This is a genomic window from Anaerozeibacter quisquiliarum (assembly GCF_051162045.1).
Classification (GTDB): Bacteria; Bacillota; Clostridia; order Christensenellales; family Aristaeellaceae; genus Anaerozeibacter; species Anaerozeibacter quisquiliarum.
This window is the reverse complement of the sequence record NZ_JBISDI010000024.1, coordinates 18757-35173: the sequence shown is the minus strand read 5'-3', so window position 1 is coordinate 35173 and position 16417 is coordinate 18757. Positions and strand designations below refer to the sequence as shown.

Annotated in this window: 16 protein-coding genes; all 16 read right to left on the bottom strand. The window is 64.5% G+C overall.

Annotation, left to right across the window (positions count from 1 at the left end):
* Window positions 1-10 precede the first annotated feature (10 nt).
* Entirely contained in the window at window positions 11-496 is a 486-nt protein-coding gene (nrdR, locus tag ACH6CV_RS11575) for a transcriptional regulator NrdR (RefSeq protein WP_456358355.1), read from the bottom strand.
* Window positions 497-816: 320 nt separating this feature from the next.
* A complete protein-coding gene (locus ACH6CV_RS11570) occupies window positions 817-1539 on the bottom strand; it encodes an amino acid ABC transporter ATP-binding protein (RefSeq protein ID WP_456358354.1) in 723 nt (240 codons plus the stop codon).
* Window positions 1532-2242, bottom strand: a complete 711-nt coding sequence (locus ACH6CV_RS11565) for an amino acid ABC transporter permease (protein ID WP_456358353.1) — start codon at window positions 2240-2242, stop codon at window positions 1532-1534. The genes ACH6CV_RS11570 and ACH6CV_RS11565 overlap by 8 nt, the downstream gene beginning before the upstream one ends.
* Window positions 2243-2368: 126 nt before the next feature.
* On the bottom strand, window positions 2369-3106 hold the full coding sequence (locus tag ACH6CV_RS11560) for a basic amino acid ABC transporter substrate-binding protein (protein ID WP_456358352.1): 738 nt from the start codon (window positions 3104-3106) through the stop codon (window positions 2369-2371).
* 108 nt (window positions 3107-3214) lie between these two features.
* Window positions 3215-4003, bottom strand: coding sequence for a hypothetical protein (locus tag ACH6CV_RS11555; protein ID WP_456358351.1), 789 nt, complete (start codon window positions 4001-4003; stop codon window positions 3215-3217).
* Between the two features lie 14 nt (window positions 4004-4017).
* A complete protein-coding gene (locus ACH6CV_RS11550) occupies window positions 4018-5391 on the bottom strand; it encodes a hypothetical protein (protein WP_456358350.1) in 1374 nt (457 codons plus the stop codon).
* A 14-nt stretch (window positions 5392-5405) separates the two neighbouring features.
* Window positions 5406-5768, bottom strand: a complete 363-nt coding sequence (locus tag ACH6CV_RS11545; protein ID WP_456358349.1) for a hypothetical protein — start codon at window positions 5766-5768, stop codon at window positions 5406-5408.
* Between the two features lie 114 nt (window positions 5769-5882).
* Complete coding sequence (locus ACH6CV_RS11540; RefSeq protein WP_456358348.1) at window positions 5883-6137, bottom strand: hypothetical protein; 255 nt, start codon at window positions 6135-6137, stop codon at window positions 5883-5885.
* 18 nt (window positions 6138-6155) lie between these two features.
* Window positions 6156-7397: a N4-gp56 family major capsid protein gene (locus ACH6CV_RS11535; RefSeq protein WP_456358347.1), complete on the bottom strand. Its 1242-nt coding sequence runs from the start codon at window positions 7395-7397 to the stop codon at window positions 6156-6158.
* A gap of 19 nt (window positions 7398-7416) precedes the next feature.
* Entirely contained in the window at window positions 7417-7965 is a 549-nt protein-coding gene (locus ACH6CV_RS11530) for a hypothetical protein (RefSeq protein ID WP_456358346.1), read from the bottom strand.
* Window positions 7966-8052: 87 nt separating this feature from the next.
* Window positions 8053-9627 (bottom strand): portal protein, encoded by a 1575-nt coding sequence (locus ACH6CV_RS11525; protein ID WP_456358345.1) that lies wholly within the window; start codon window positions 9625-9627, stop codon window positions 8053-8055.
* A 152-nt stretch (window positions 9628-9779) separates the two neighbouring features.
* Window positions 9780-12419, bottom strand: coding sequence for a pyruvate, phosphate dikinase (gene ppdK, locus ACH6CV_RS11520; protein WP_456358344.1), 2640 nt, complete (start codon window positions 12417-12419; stop codon window positions 9780-9782).
* Between the two features lie 243 nt (window positions 12420-12662).
* Complete coding sequence (locus tag ACH6CV_RS11515; protein WP_456358343.1) at window positions 12663-13487, bottom strand: hypothetical protein; 825 nt, start codon at window positions 13485-13487, stop codon at window positions 12663-12665.
* Between the two features lie 65 nt (window positions 13488-13552).
* Window positions 13553-14227: an MgtC/SapB family protein gene (locus ACH6CV_RS11510; RefSeq protein WP_456358342.1), complete on the bottom strand. Its 675-nt coding sequence runs from the start codon at window positions 14225-14227 to the stop codon at window positions 13553-13555.
* Window positions 14228-14467: 240 nt separating this feature from the next.
* The gene (jag, locus tag ACH6CV_RS11505) at window positions 14468-15445 is read right to left on the bottom strand and encodes an RNA-binding cell elongation regulator Jag/EloR (RefSeq protein WP_456358341.1); all 978 of its coding nucleotides are present in this window, start codon (window positions 15443-15445) and stop codon (window positions 14468-14470) included.
* 2 nt (window positions 15446-15447) lie between these two features.
* Entirely contained in the window at window positions 15448-16380 is a 933-nt protein-coding gene (locus ACH6CV_RS11500) for a YidC/Oxa1 family membrane protein insertase (protein ID WP_456358340.1), read from the bottom strand.
* Between the last annotated feature and the right edge of the window lie 37 nt (window positions 16381-16417).

Genomic DNA, 16417 nt, shown 5'->3' with positions numbered 1-16417 from the left:
CGAAGCCATATCAATCGCGGTCCCCCGCGGAATTGTCGCAAACCCGGTCGATGAGCAGCTTGTTCAGCTCGCTCATAAAGGTTTCAATGTCGCGGAACTGGCGGTACACCGAGGCGAAGCGCACATACGCCACCTCGTCCAGCTTTTTCAGGCCATCCATCACCATCTCGCCGATGGCCTGACTGGTGACCTCCTGGTCGTAGCTGTTGTACGCGCGCATTTCGATTTCACGAACCAACGCGTCGATGGCCTTCATGGGCACCGGCCGCTTTTCGCACGCTTTGATTATACCCGCTTTTAACTTGGTTGAATCAAATGTTACGCGCGTCTTGTCTTTTTTTATGACCATCAGCGGCACCGTGTCGATTTTCTCATAGGTGGTAAACCTGCGGCCACAGCCTTCGCACTCCCGGCGGCGCCTGACGGTGGACCCGTCCTCCGTTTGTCGGGAATCGATGACGCGGCTATCGGTGGAATTACAAAACACGCACTTCATGAGGGCCCTCCATTCCTTAGACCCTATTATTATACACAATAAAACGGGTTTCGTAAAGCCCATATTTTTACGCGCTTGCGCATCACGCCGCCAAACATGAAATTTACGTTTTGACGCGAGCGTACTTCCCCCGCGGTTCCCTGGGAATGTCGGGGAAACCGCCGCAGGGGCGACCGGTGGCCGCCGAACCTGTTTGGCGTTGGGCCCGCGCCTTATCTGCCGGCCGGCGGGGCGGGCGATGGGGTTTTCGCGCAGAGAGCGGACAGCAAGCGAGGCTGCAGCGCTTGTCGCTGCAACCCCACATCAATTGACGCCAGCCTTTACAGCAGTTTCCCCAAAAAGTCCTGCGTGCGCTTATGCCGGGGGCTTCCAAAAATCGTCTCGGGCGGGCCTTCCTCGATCACCAGCCCCTCGTCCATGAACAGCACCCGGTCGCCTACCTCGCGCGCAAAGCCCATCTCGTGGGTGACGACGACCATCGTCATGCCCTCCCGCGCCAGCTGCTTCATGACGTCGAGCACCTCGCCCACCATCTCGGGGTCGAGCGCCGAGGTGGGCTCGTCGAACAGCATGACCTCGGGCTCCATCGCCAGCGCCCGCACGATCGCAATGCGCTGCTTCTGTCCGCCCGACAGCTGCGCCGGGTAGACGCCGGCCTTATCGGTCAGCCCGACGCGGGCGAGCAGCGCCATCGCCTGTTCGCGCGCCTGTTCGCGCGTCTTGAGCTTCAGGTGCACCGGAGCCAGAGAGATATTTTCCAGCACCGTCTTGTGCGGGAACAGATTGAACTGCTGGAACACCATGCCCATCTTGCGGCGCACGCGGTCGATGTCCACGCCCTTTGAGGTGATCTCCCGGCCGTCAAAGACGATGCTGCCGCCGGTCGGCTGCTCGAGCAGGTTGAGACACCGAAGGAAGGTGCTCTTGCCCGAACCGGATGGCCCGATCACCACCACCACCTCGCCGCGCCCGATGTGCTGGTCGATGCCGCCCAGCACCTTGAGCGCGCCGAAGTCCTTGGTCAATCCCTTTGTGCTAATCACCCTGCCTCAGCCTCCCCTCCAGGCGGGCGAACAGCCGCGTCAGCCCCACCACCAGACCCAGGTAGATCGCCGCCACCGTGAGCAGCGGGAAGAACGGCTCGTAGGTGCGGCTCTTGATGTAGTCGCCCGCCTTGGTCAGATCCATCAGACCGATGAAGCCCACGACCGAGGTCTCCTTGAGCAGCATCACGAACTCGTTGAACAGCGAGGGCAGCGTGATCTTTATCATCTGCGGCAGCACGATCAGCAGCATGGTCGACGCGCCCGACAGCCCCAAAGACCGACCGGCTTCGGTCTGTCCCTTATCGACCGCGAGGATGCCGCCGCGTACCATCTCGCTGACGTAGGCCGCGCTGTTGAGCCCGAACGCCAGGATGGCGGCCGTCGTCTTGCTGATGTCCTTGAACGGCACCAGGATGATAAAGTACATAATCATCAGCTGCACCACCACGGGCGTGCCGCGTATGACGTCCACATAGACGACCGCAATGCTCCTAAGCCAATACCACCGGCCGATATGGGCGTTCGACAGCCGCATCAGCGCGATCGCGCAGCCCAGCACCATGCCGATCAGCGCCGCCGACAGCGCCACCACCAGCGTGACGCCCAGGCCCTCGAGCAGCATCTTGTAGCGGTCGCCCTCGATGATGTTGAATGTAAACTGCTGCCCGATGCCGGCAAACCAGTTCGAAATTCCCTCCAAACAAGTCCCCCCTTTCATACCAACCGGAACCATTAACGCGTTAATGATTCCGATTGGTATAACACCATATGCGGGACGGACGCACGCGTCCGCCCCGGCTTTACGTCTAAACCGACCCCGGTCTGTTTAGCCCTGATGCTTGGCGATGATGGCGTCCAGCGTGCCGTCCGCCTTGAGCGCGGCCAGCGCCTCGTTGAACGGGCCCACGAACTCGCTCCCCTTGGGCAGCGCGATCGCGTACTGCTCGTTGCCGCTGTTGAGCTGCTCGCTAAGAAGCTTAAGTCCGTTGCCCTGTGAGACGAACACCGCGGCCGGCGCGGCGTCGATCACCACCGCGTCCAGGCGGCCGTTGACCACGTCCTGCACCGCGTCGATGCCCTTGCTGAAGCGCTGCACGTCGGCGCCCTTGACATGATCGGTCACGTACAGATCGCCCGTGGTGCCCATCTGCACGCCGATCTTCTTGCCTTCGAGGTCGGCCTCGCCCGCAATCTCGCTGCCTTCCTTGACGATGATGGCCTGCACGGCGTCGAAGTAGGGATCGGTGAAATCGACCGACTTTTTGCGATCCTCGTTGACCGACATGCCCGCGATCGCCACGTCGATCTTGCCGCTGGCGAGCGCCGGGATCAGCGCGTCGAACTCCATTGCCTCGATCTTCACGGTGTTGGCGGCGTCGACCTTCTGGATGATGGCGGCGATGATTTCCGGATCGATGCCCTCGATCTCGCCGCCGTCGCCCACGAACTCAAACGGCGGGAACTCGGGGTTGGTGCCCACCACAAATTCCTTCGCGCTCGCCACAGCGCCCGTCAGCATAATGAGCGCGAACACCAGCGCGGCCACCCTCTTGATTTGATGCATCTTCATGTCCTCCATTCGGTTTATGCGCATATTATACAGCGCATTCCGGCCGATATCAACCCCTTTTGGCGTTAATATTCAATGAATATGCGTAATCGTGCATAAAAATTACCGCCTTTTCTTCATGCGCGCGATTGTGAATTGCTGTCTTAGCTGCTCCTCGAACTGCCGTCTTTGCTCCTGCGCGCTCAAGTGCCGCTCCAACTGCTCGTTGTTGTATTTGAGCGCCTGGTCGGCCCGGTCGCGCTCTAAGCGCCGGTACTCGTCGATGGCCGACAGGATCTTGCGCTCGCGCTCGGCCACCAGCCGCGCGGTCGATTGCGCGAGGTCGCCGCCCACCTGGCCCATCTGTCCCTCGAGCGCCTGCCGCCGCGCGCTTGCGTCGGCGCTCATCGCCCGGGCGTCGGCCGTCTCCCGCTGCTGACTGCCGGAGAGCTGATCGGTCAGGTAGCTCGACCGCCCCAGCCCCCGCGACAGCGCCGCGTCCGACAGCGTCTGGCGCTGCGCGGCGTAATGCTCGGCCAGCTGCGCCTTAAGGCGCTCGGTCTCGGGCTCGAGCGCGCCCAGTTGCGACTGAATCGCCGCCTGGCGCGCGCGCGCGCCGCGCTCGAGCGCCTCGATCTCCCCCGCGTTCATATCGCCGTAGGCCCGCCGGGCCTCGTCCAGGTGCTGCTCGTCGGTACGCTCCTCGACGTCCATCAGCTGATAGGGATTGGGCCCGACCGGCCGCGGCTTGGCCCCGATCGCCTCGAGAAACCGGTCGCGGTATTGGTTGAACGCCGCCTCGGTCTTCTTGTTCCACCGGCCGTTGACCTTGAGGTCGGCCCCCAGTCCATTCAATATCTGCTGGTACTGCTTGACCAGCTTGCCCCTGAGCCCGAAATACTCCGATGCCATGCAATGTGCTCCTTTCAGTCGTCGCTTTCAGCGGAAATGGTCAGCCCCGGCGCGACGGCAAACCGGCCGCCGTCGATGTTCCTGATCGTCAGCCGGAACCTGCGCCCGCTGCCCGAGAGCGGCACGCAGGCCGGGCGCATCCGCTCGCCCAGCATGACCCGCCGAGTCATCCGACTCCGGTCGGTCTCGAGCGTGATGTCCATTGCGCCGCTGGCAAACATGTTGAGTTGGGTGAACCGGCCCGCGCCTGCGCCCATCTGCTGCCACGGCCCGCGCCAGAAGGCGTCGATCTTGGCCCCGGCGTAGCTGTCGCCCGCGCCGTAGACGTGCAGCCGGCCGTCGGCGTCCGCCATCAGCAGCGCGTCGTCCAGCGCCAGGAAGCAATTCACCGTGAACCCGGTCTTGAGCAGGTATTGCCCGCGCGCGAGGTCCACCTCGAGCAGGGCGTTGTTGCGCGTCGCGCCGTCGAGCGGCAGCGCCAGGTGCAGCCTGCCTTTGTACAGCGCGCTCACCGCCCCCTGCGCCGAAGGCCGGTTCACCCGCTCGTACAAGCGCTTGGCCTCGCCGCCGCCCACCAACTGAGCCGTGACCCCGTCGTAGGCGCACAGCCCGTCCTCGCCCAAGAAATAGCACGCGCCCGCCGTCCAGGCGATGCTCATCGGCGCGACCGGACCGACCACCCCATGCACCCGCACCACCTCGTAGTTGCCCGGATAGGTGCCCACGATCCGAAACAAATCCCCGTCCTTGAACACCAATACGTCGCCGAGGAAAGTCTTGAGCGCCTTTACCCGCCCGCCGTTCCAGGTGGGGATCAGCACCGTGCCGCCGCCGGCGTCCGGCCGCTCGGCGTCGCCGCTCCAGTCCTCGGGGTTGAACGCCCGCGACCAGTAGACCGCGTCGGGTTCATTCGCCACCGCGCTGCCCCATACCCGCTCGTAGTTGAGCGTCAGCTGCCCGAACGGATGCGGACAGCCGGGCAGCGGTTCCATCTGCGCCCCGCCGTCCCACTTGAGCACCGGCCTGACGCCGTCGGCCAGCAGCAGGATGTCCGCGCCGGCCTTCTGATAATTGAGCGCGCTGGCGCGCTCGGCCCCCGCCCCCAAGTAGCGCGCCTGCCAGCCGGCCTCGGTCAGCTCCCACACGCCCTCTTTGTTGACCGCCACCAGCCGCCGGACGGTCTCCCCCTCCCGGCGCTGGTGGAACGCGGCCAGCGTGCCGATCCCGCCCGCGAGCGGCGGCGCGGCGTGGCGGCGAAAGCCGCGCGCCACGCTCAGCCGCCCGTCCTCGGTGGACACGTTCTCGGCCTCGGGGGCGCAGCCGCCCGGCATAATCAGGTCGTCCCCGGCCTGTGAAAGCCCCTGAAATCGGTCAATCCGGTATTCCATCAGGCTCCCCTCCATCAGTTGAACTTGTTGCCAAGCCGCGTCCTCGCCGCCCGGCGCTCGAAGTGGCGCCGAAGCTGCATCTGTGCGAGCTCAAAGCGCATGTGGTAGTACTGCGAGCGCTGCTGCGCGCCCAGCCCTGAGTTGCCCAGCAGCCGGTAGCTGCCGTAGTCGGCCAGCGCGCCGTGGTACGCCTCGGGCAGGGCGCTCACGTCGCCGTCGCCCGACAGTGCCCGCGTTTCTTCGGGGGCGTACTCGCCGTAGAGCAGCAACTGCGCCTCGTTGACGTAGGCGTTGATTAGCGCGTCGTCGTCCGCGTCGACCGCGCATCGGTCGCCGGTCTGCGCCCGCGCGCGCAAGCGGATCTCGGATAGGGTCATGCGCGTCCCTCCTCATGAACTGCGAGGCTGCAGCGCCGGCGTGCGACCCGCCCGTTCCCTTCATCGGAGGGGAATGGGAAGGCCGCACCCGCCGCCACAGCCCCTATGGCCTCATCAGATCATCCCCGCCCGCTCGAGCACCTCGATCAACGGAACCGGCAGCTCCACCGGCGCGCCCCTCTTGATGAGGAACATCCGCCCATTGTACCCAAGCTCCACCACCCCGTCGCCGCCGCCGGCTTGCGGTACCTTCACGCGCGCCTTGGGCGCCTTCTTGAGCGCGCCGGCCACCTGCTCGAACGCGCGGTCGATCGTTAGCACCGACATGGCGCGCGCCGCCGCCGCGCCGGCCGTGGTATTGACCGTCATCCTCTCTTCCTCCCTTCGCTATGCCGACACGCCGTGCTCGACGCGCACCAGCCACGCGTCCTGCAAAATCTTGACTGCGAAGCCCGCCACCTTCCAGCCGACCGTAGAAATCTGGTCGAGCGGATCGGCGGTGCCGGCGCTGCCCCGGTTCTTGATGATGGCGCGCACGTTCTTGCCCTCGAGGTCAACCACGCCGTAGGCGTCCTTGCCGATCACCAGCGTGGCGGCCACGTCGCCGCCCTCGGCCCCGCCGCCGTCGGGATAGACGGTCAGGCCGTTGTAGTCGCCCGCGCCGCCGCTCAGCGGATGCTGAAGCGTCAGCACCGTGCCGTTGGCCGGCGTGGCATGCGCCGCCGCCGAGGCAATCCTGACCCGCTCGCCGCGCACCACGACGTGCGCGCCCTCAAGCGCCGCCAGCTGCGCGGCGTTTAGGCCCTGGGCCGTCACCAGCAACGACGGCGCGCCCGGTGTATAGGCGTTCGCGGCCGCGCTCGTAAACGTGGCATGGCCCGTCACAATCTCACTCTCCGCGCGGAAGAAATGCGCCTCGCTGGTCTCGATCACGATCACGCCGAACAGCCGGCCGATCTCGCCCGAGAAGATCTGCTCGCTCTCCTGATACTTGCCCACGTCCTGCCAGGTCTGGTCGGATTGCAGGTCGTAGACCGAGTCGGGGCCGACGATCGCCACGTAGTAGCCCTTGCCGGCGCGCATAAACTGGGGCGCCTTGTTCTTCTTGAGCAGCCGCACGGCCTTGCGCAGTTCGGTCGAGGTCAGCCTGTGTCCGGGCGTCAGCGCGGCGCGTCCGGCCGCGGGCAGGCCGTCCGGCCCCGCGGCGTAGAGCACGTTGGTTCCACGGACCAGCTGCTCGCGCGTCAGCGTGTCGATGGTCAGCGCGCCCTGGTCGGCCATCAGCTCCACGCTGTCGTTGACCACCGGGTCGAGCGCGGTCATGTCCAGAAGGTCCGAAACCGCCACATAACCGCCGTACTGCTCGATAGAGGCGCTGACCTCGGTCAGGCTGAGCGCCTGGCCGTCGGGCACCACGCCCTCCACGAGCGCGCCCGTCTGCGCCGCGAACGGCGTCCACTTGCGGAACTGCACCTGCTTGCCCGCGTTCAGCGGCAGCGGGCGCTTCTGCCCGTACTCGTAGTGCACGAGCTTGGGCTTCATGTCCATGATCATCTTCCGGTCGTAGTAGGTCTGCATCGTCGCCGACATCGAGCCCTGCTGCGTCTTGTTCACATTGGCGTTCGCCATGGCCGGATTCCTCCCTCAATCAGTCGTTGAGATACACCTTCTGCCCGCGCTTCAGCTGGGCGTCGATGCGCGCGACCTCCTCCTCGCTGAGCCGCTCCTGTGCCGAGGGCCGCGCGGGCCGGTTGGCGCTGCCCATGGGCTGCGGGCGGGTGGCGCGGCGACGGATGCGCTCGAGCACCGCCCGCTCCACCTGCCGCTCGTCCTCGCCCGGGGACACGTAGTTCAGCGCCCGCTCGACCGGCTCTCCGGCCAGCACCAGCGCGCGGAACGCGCTGTGCTCGCGCAGCATCCCTTCGAGGTCGAAATCGGGGCGCGTCTTGAGGATCGCGTCCTCCTGCGCAAGCAGGCTGCGCGCGAACGCCAGCTGGCGCTGTTCGCTGGCCGCGGCATCGCCCCCGGCGGCTTCGGCGGTTCGTTCAGCCGCCATGCGCGAGGCGATCGCAATCAGTTCGTCGACGACCGCGTCCATCTCCTCGGCCGTGATCGGCGCGCCGGGTTCGTTCGCCTCCACCGCATCGGGCTCCGGCGCGCCCGGCCGGTCTTCCTCCTGCTGTTCCCAAAGCTCCATGGTCTTCCCTCCGTTCGCTAAATAGCTATAACAAGGGCCTGCAGCGTCCCTTCCCATTTCCCTCTGCGCAGGGGAATGGGAAGCCCGCTACGTTCCCGTGCTATCCTCCGCCTGCGGCGCTTGCCCCGCCTCCGCGCGCCGCTCGCGCTCGAGCACCTTGACCAGGATCCGCTCGCGCCCTTCGAAGCTCATCATCTCGAGCGCGTCGCTCGGGGCGATCACGCCCGCGCCCAGCAGTTGCAGCGCCAGCTCGTTCTGGTAGAGCTTCGAGTAGGGCGTCTGCTTCTGCACCTGGATGCTGACGTCAAAGTCGATCAGATGATCGCCGCCGCCGTAGGCCAGCTGGCGTCCGCCGCCTTCGCCGTAGATGCGAAACACCCTCCGTTCGGTGTAGTTCTCCTCGATCACCGCCACCAGCATGCGCACCATCCGCTCGTAGCCGTCGAACAGTTGGTCGATCAGCACCCGGCTTCTCTTGCTGCCCGCCTCCTGCAACGCCACGATGGCGCTGGCCGCCGTGATGCCGCCGCCGGTCTCGCCGCGGTTGAACAGGTTCTGCCCGCTTTCCTCCTTGATCGAGGCGAGCTTCATCTGCTGGTAGCCCAGCAGGTACCCGCCCAGCGGCTGCGCCTGCATCCAGCGCACCGCGCCCTCGTCGATGCGGCTGGCGCGCACCACCTCGGCGTCCATGTCGGTCAGCGCGCCCTCGTCGATGTCGGCGGCCCGATTGACCAGCAGCTTCATTTTGCCGCTCATCAGCGCGTTCTTCAGGATGATCTGGTCGAGCGCGTCGGCGTACACCTGCAAATTCTTGAGCACGTCGATCAGCCCCAGCCCCACCGGCTGCCCGTTCAGCGGATACAGCGGCTCCACGATGAACGGATACATACCATGGGCGTACATGCCCTCGGGCCGCTCGCGCCGGCTGTCCTCGAGCAGCACCCCGCCCGCAAGCTTGGCCATGTGCACCGTCCACGCCCCGGCTTCCCGTTCGTAGGCCTTGAACCAGTATTCGAGCAGCGGCACGTCTTCGGAGGCGTCGTCTTCCAGGTATGCCCGGTCGTCCCGCCGCGCCTCGAAGCCCCGGGCGATAAACGGGGCCAGCTCCGGATAGCGCTCTTCATACCACGAGCGCGGGTAGTAGCCCAGCTTGAACACCGCGCGCCCGTCCTGTATGTCCTCGAACTTGGGGTCCCAGTAGAACTGATCGATCGCCCACGCCCGGACCGCCGCGTCGCCCAGGCCCCCGAGCAGCGCGTCGTCCCAGTACACCTCCTGCACCGACGCGCCCTTCATCAGCGCCTCGCGGCACTTCGCGCGGTACACCTTGCGGTAGCCGCGGCGCTTGAGCACGAAGCGCACCAGCTGCGTCAGGCATTCGGCCTGCCGATCGTCGCGCGGCTCTTCGCCCAGCAGCACCGCGTCCGGGTAGTGATCCATCAGGTCGGCCAGCACCGCCTCGAGCGTGGAGAACATCGCCGGCGTGACCGGCTGCGGCTCGCCCGGTTCGCGCGGCGCGCTGGCGTGCCAATGGTTGGCGCGCCAGAACTGCTCGTTGTCGCGGCACTTGTCGCGGTATTCCTGCGTCGCGCGCCGGAACTCCTCAAACAGCGCGTACGCCCCGCGCACAAAGGCCTCGTCCTGTGATAAAAATGCCTTCATTCGATCGCCCCTTCACGCTTTGTCCGACATGGATGCTAAAGGCGACAAGGCGACAGAATGAGACATGTGCATGCCGGGCGCACAAAAACAGGGGCTGCCGCGCCCCAAAAGGCGCTGCAGCCCCTGCTGTCATCCCAAGGTGATAAGCTTGATTACTTCCCCTGCTTCTCCATGATCGCGGCGTGCGCGGCGGCGAGGCGGGCGATCGGTACGCGGAACGGCGAGCAGGACACGTAGTCCAGGCCGATCTGGTGGCAGAAGATGACCGACGACTGGTCGCCGCCGTGCTCGCCGCAGATGCCCAGCTTGATGCCCGGCTTCGTCTCGCGGCCCAGCTTTACGGCCAGCTTGATCAGCTTGCCCACGCCATGCTGATCGAGGCGGGCGAACGGGTCGTTCTCGAAGATCTTCTTGTCGTAGTAGGCGTCCAGAAACTTGGCCGCGTCGTCGCGCGAGAAGCCGTAGGTCATCTGCGTCAGGTCGTTGGTGCCAAACGAGAAGAAGTCGGCCTCGGCCGCCACCTCGTCGGCAGTCATCGCGGCGCGCGGGATCTCGATCATGGTGCCCACCTTGTAATCGAGCTTCACGCCCTTCTCCTTCATGACCTGCTCGGCGGTGTTCACGACCACCTTGCGCACATAGGCCAGTTCCTTGGCGTCGCCCACCAGCGGGATCATGATCTCGGGGTGGATTTCGATACCCTTCGCCTGGCCCACCTCGATCGCGGCCTCGATCACCGCGCGGGTCTGCATCTCGGCGATCTCGGGGTAGGTGACCGACAGGCGGCAGCCGCGGTGGCCCATCATCGGGTTGAACTCGTGCAGCGAGTCGATCTTTTCGACGATGGCTTCGGAGGTCGTGCCCAGCTCCTTGGCGACGAGGGCGATCTCGGCCGTCATCGTCTTGCCGGGCAGGAACTCGTGCAGCGGCGGATCGAGGTAGCGGATGGTCACCGGCAGCGTACCCATGACCTCGTAGATGCCCTTGAAGTCGCCCTTCTGCATCGGCAGCAGTTTCGCCAGCGCGGTGCGGCGCTGCGCCTCGGTCGAGGCCAAAATCATCTCGCGCACAGCGGCGATGCGGTCGGCGGCGAAGAACATGTGCTCGGTACGGGTCAGGCCGATGCCCTCCGCGCCAAAGCGCAGCGCCACCGCGGCGTCGTGCGGGGTGTCGGCGTTGGTGCGCACGCGCAGGCGGCGCACTTCGTCGGCCCAGCCCATGATGGTGGCGAAATCGCCCGACACCTCGGCCTCCACGGTCGCGAGCGCCTCGGCGTACACATTGCCGGTCGAACCGTCGATCGAGATGAAGTCGCCTTCCTTCATCAGCATCGAGCCGACGTTGACCGTCTTGCTTCCCTCATGTACGACCACTTCGGCGCAGCCGGCCACGCAGCAGGTGCCCATGCCGCGCGCCACGACGGCGGCGTGCGAGGTCATGCCGCCGCGGCTGGTCAGGATGCCCCGCGCGTGGTTCATGCCCTCGATGTCCTCGGGCGAGGTTTCGGCGCGTACCAGCACCACCTTCTGGCCGGCCTTCGAAGCGGCGACCGCGTCGGCGGCGGTGAAGTACATCTGACCGCAGGCGGCGCCCGGCGAGGCGGGCAGGCCCTTGCAGACCGGCTTCGCGGCCTTAAGCGCCTTCGGGTCAAACTGCGGATGCAGCAGCGCGTCCAACTGACGCGGCTCGACCATCATGATGGCCTCTTCCCTGGTGCGCATGCCCTCGTTTACGAGGTCGACCGCGATCTTCAGCGCGGCGGCGGCGGTGCGCTTGCCGTTGCGGGTTTGCAGCATGTACAGCTTACCGCGCTCGATGGTATACTCCATGTCCTGCATGTCGCGGTAGTGCTTCTCGAGCCGCTTGGCGATGCCGGCAAACTGCTCGTACACCTCGGGCATGACATCCTTGAGCGTGGCGATTTGCTGGGGGGTGCGCACGCCGGCGACCACGTCCTCGCCCTGGGCGTTGATGAGGTATTCGCCGTACAGCTTGTTCTCGCCGGTCGAGGGGTTTCGGGTGAACGCCACGCCGGTGCCCGAGGTGTCGCCCATGTTGCCGAACACCATCGACTGCACGTTGACCGCGGTGCCCCAATCGCCGGGGATGTCGTTCATGCGGCGGTAGTAGATCGCGCGCGGGTTGTCCCACGAGCGGAACACCGCCTTGATCGCCTCGATCAGCTGCACCCTGGGCTCCTGCGGGAAGTCCTCGCCCTTCTCCTCGCGGTACAGCGCCTTGAACCTAACGACCAGGCCCTTAAGGTCGTCCGCCGTCATCTCGGTGTCGAACTTATAGCCCTTGTGCTCCTTCAATTCCCCAAGCAGTTTCTCAAACTTGGACTTGGAAATCTCCATGACCACATCCGAAAACATCATGATAAAGCGGCGGTAGGAGTCGTAGGCGAAGCGCTCGTTCTGCGTCAGGTTCGAGAGGCCCTTCACGGCGACGTCGTTGAGGCCGAGGTTCAGGATGGTGTCCATCATGCCGGGCATCGAGGCGCGCGCGCCCGAGCGAACCGACACCAAGAACGGATTGTCCAAGTCGCCAAAGCGCTTGCCGCAAATCTCCTCGGTCGCCTTGAGCGCCGCGTCGATCTGGGCAAGGATCTCGTCGTTGATCTTCTCGCCGTCGTTGTAGTAGGCGGTACAGGCCTCGGTCGATACGGTAAAGCCCTGCGGCACCGGCAGGCCCAGCGAGGTCATCTCGGCCAGGTTCGCGCCTTTGCCGCCCAGCAGATTCTTCATGCCGGCATTGCCTTCCTTGAACAGATAAACATACTTTTGCGCCATATTGCTCCCCCTCGTCGTTAAAAATGAGCGCTTCCACATTCAGCACATATCAATATACCCCAATACGCCTTCTGCGACAAGCGGATACAGGTTAATTTCGGAAATTGTGTTATGTCTTATACGCAATATTCACACAGATGACGGGTAAGGGCAGTGATTCCAGGGGCGGAAACGGACGGCCACAGGCCGTCCCTACACGGGTTCTATATGCCCCGTAGAGACGACCCGTGGCCGCCCGCCCCGTCAGTTTAAATAATCCAACCTGACCTGATAATTGTCGCCCGAGGAGAAGTAGTCGATCGTGATTTGCAGGTTGTTCTTTTTATAGACCGCCATGAAGATGTTGTTGGTGGGCTCGAGGCTGCCCGAGATCGTCCAGCCGTCGGCGGTCAGGTTGCCCGCGTATTCGAGCGCGTCGAGCGTGGTCGCGCCGCGATAGGTCAGTACGCGGCTGAGCGAGCTCACACCGTCCTTGACCGACACCATTCGGCCGGCCGCGGGCAGCGGGAAAGCCGAGTAGCTGGGCTCGCTCCAGGATTGCGCCGGCTCGTTGGCCAGCACCACACGGTTGCCCTGGTTGCTGGCGATCAGGTGGACTTCCACCCCTTCGAACATCAGCACGCTCAGGCGCGGCGTACGCGTGTACACCGACGCGCCCTTATCGGTCAGCCCCGCAATGTAGTCGTCAAAGCCCTTCGCCGTCTGCGAGGGCACCTTGATCTCGGCATAGCCCGGCTCGGTCCGGGTGTCGTACGCCGCGGACTCGAGCACCGGAATGGTTGGGAACAGCTCGCTTGGCCAGAAATCGGTGCTGGCGGGCGAGGGGCCGCCCGGCTGCCGGCCGGGTTGTTCGCCGCCCTCGGGCACGGCCGGTTCAACCTGGGCGCTTTGCCGCTGCGCCAGGCGGTTGTTCGTGAGCACAATCGAGCCGTACAGCGCCAGAGAGACGACCACGGCGGCGCCGAACGCCACCACCAGGTATTGAATCCACTGCCTGCGTTTCTCGCGGGCCAGATCCTCGTCCAGCGAAAATACGTCCTCGTCGTAGTCGCGATCCCGGTTGCTCATCTCCTCACGCCCTCCTGCGATAAACATCACGCGTATTATAACACATGAAACGCGCCGTATCAATCTCAAGTATTGGTCGTCCTGATCCCCTGCACATTGGCGTGCTCCGACAGCGTCATGACGATGTCGCGGTAGGTCAGTTCCTTGGGCAATTGCAGGTCGTAATAGTTGGTGTACAGATTGCCCTCGGGCCGGTTGTCCACGCTGAAGTCGACGTCCAGCACCATGATGCCCTTTTCATCGAAGTAGCTGTTGATGAAGTCGATGGTCTCCACCCGGTGGATGAACTTGATCTCCATCTTCTTGCTGGCGTGCACCACCACGATCTTCTGCAGCGCCATGAGCACGATCATGACCAGCGCGCAGCCCAGCCCCGCGATCAGGTAGTAGCCCATGCCGGCCGCCATGCCCAGGCATGCCGCGTTCCACAGCGAAGCGGCGGTGGTCAGCCCCGCAATCTTCTTGCGGGCGGTGAAGATGGTGCCCGCGCCCAGGAAGCCGATGCCGCTGATTACCTGCGCGCTGATGCGCCCCATCGTGTAACCGACAGCGCCGCCGCCCATGCTTATCATATCGTCGCGAATCGCACATTCGACCAACGCCACCACGCATGCGCCCAAACACACCAGCACATGGGTGCGCATGCCAGCCGGCCGGTTCTTGCGCTCGCGCTCGACCCCGATCACCGTTCCGATTAGGATGGCCACCCCAATGCGTATGACGATATCCCATGTACTCATCAACAGAGCGCCTCCTTCCTCAATATCGAAACCAGCCCGTTGTTAGATGACCACTGATCTGCTCCGACGCCGCCCGGCGGGGCTTTTTCACCCGCTCATTCCTTGCGAAGCCTTGGCGTAGCGCTGCCACGCCTGCGGTCTCGTAAGGGAGAATCGGACGAAAAATCACCTCACCAGCCGACGCTCGAACAGATCAGCGGTTATCCGGCCTTTGGCCGGCGCTATTGGATCCCTCCAGAACTACCTGGGCGTGATAATCACCCGCCGGTAGGGCTCCTCGCCCTCGGAATGGGTGGTCACGTAGCTGTGATTCTGCAACGCGGAGTGCAGCACCCGGCGCTCGTAGGGATTCATCGGCTCGAGCGCCACCCGATGCCCGGTCTTGCGCACGCGGTTCGCCATGCGCTCGGCCAGCCGCCTGAGTGCTTCCTCGCGCTTGGCGCGGTAGTACTCGGTATCGAGCGTCACGCGCAGGTATTCGCTGCGGCCCTTGTTGACCTGCAGGCTGGTCAGGTACTGCAACGCGTCCAGCGTGTCGCCGTGCCGCCCGATCAAGACGCCCAGCGTGTCGCCGATCATCTGCACCGCCAGGTGCCCCTCGGATTCCCTGATCCGGATCTCGACTTCGGCGCCCATCAGCTGCGTAAGCCTCGCCAAAAACTCGTAGGCGGTCTTGCCGTCGGGGCCCAACGCATCCACGTCGAGCGGCGGCAGATCCTCCGCCGTCGCCGGCGGCATCGGCTCGCGCCGGGGCTCCTCGCGCGGCGCCCGGGGTTTTCGCGGCGGTCGGGGCGCGCGCGGCTGTTCGGCGCGCGGCTCCCGCACGGGCTGGCGCGGCTTGGCCTGCTCGGGCTGCGCTTGCCTGGCCGGTTCGGGCCGGGGCTCGGGCTTGCGGGCTTCCTGCTTGGGCGCAGGCGCGGGTTCCGGCTTCGGCTCGGGCCGGGTTTCGGCCTTGGGTTCGGCCTTGGGTTCGGGTTTTGCGGCGCGCCTTTGCGGCGGCTGCTGATCGAGCGAGAACACCGGCATTTCGAAATCCAGCTCCGGCTCCTGCTTGACGGTGAGCCGGACGCGGGCCAGCTTGCCGAACATCCCGAACAGGCCGGGACTGCCGTACTCCAACACGTCGATGGTAACTTCAGACGAATCCTTCTTTAGCTCGTGCAAACCGGCCTGGACGGCATCCTCGACCGTCTTGCCACTCTTTTCGATCGAAATCAAAGTCAGACGACCTCCTCAGGCTTGGCCTTATCCTGGCGCTCAAAATACAGGTTGATGAAGTACTGCTGCACAATTTGCAGGATGTTGACCGCCACCCAGTAGATCGAGAACGCGGCGGTGGAGGTCGAGCAGATCCAGATCGAGAAAATCGGGAAGAACCAGGTCATCATCTTGCCGGTCTGCTGCTGCTGCGCGCTTTGCGCCTGCCCGGCCGGGGTCATCAGCTTCGAAGAAAAGAACTGGCTCGCGCCGGCCAGCAGCGGCAGGATGAACAGGCCATTGAATTGGGTGGGGATCTGAATCGTCCAGAACAGCATCGGGGCGCGGTAGACGTAGGTGCTCGCGCCGAACTGCTCGGCAATCGCGCGGTAGGCGTCGGTGTTCAGGAAGGCGCGCACCGCGTCGATGTTCTCCTGGGTCAGGATAGAGCTGCCGCCCACATGGGCGATCTGAGAGAGCTTGTCGCCCACGGCCGGGATGATCGTGGCCATGAAGGAGTCGGGCTGGTAGACGTTCTTGATCCACAGGAACGACTGCATCTTGCTGGCGTCGAAGGTGCCGTTCATCATGTTCAGGATCATCTGCACGGTGTGCTCATTGGCCACCACGCGCATCGCGTCGAACATGCAGAACAAGATCGGCAGCGACAAGAGCATCGGCAGACAACCGGACAGGGGATTCACGCGCTCCTTGCGGTAGAGCTCGTTCATCTTCTGATTCAGCTTGTCGCGGTCGTTGGCGTACTTCTTCTGGAGGGCCTCCATCTTGGGCTGGACGACGGCCATGCGGCGCATCGATTTTCTGGACTTGATGTCCAGCGGCAGCACCACGAGGCGGATAAGCAGCGTAAACAACACGACCGACCAGCCGTAGTTGCCCACGAACCGGTAAATGTACTCCAGAACGTCCTTCAAAAAGGCGCTGATAAAAAACATCGATCAACTATCCTCCACATAGAATCGTTAGGAAAAC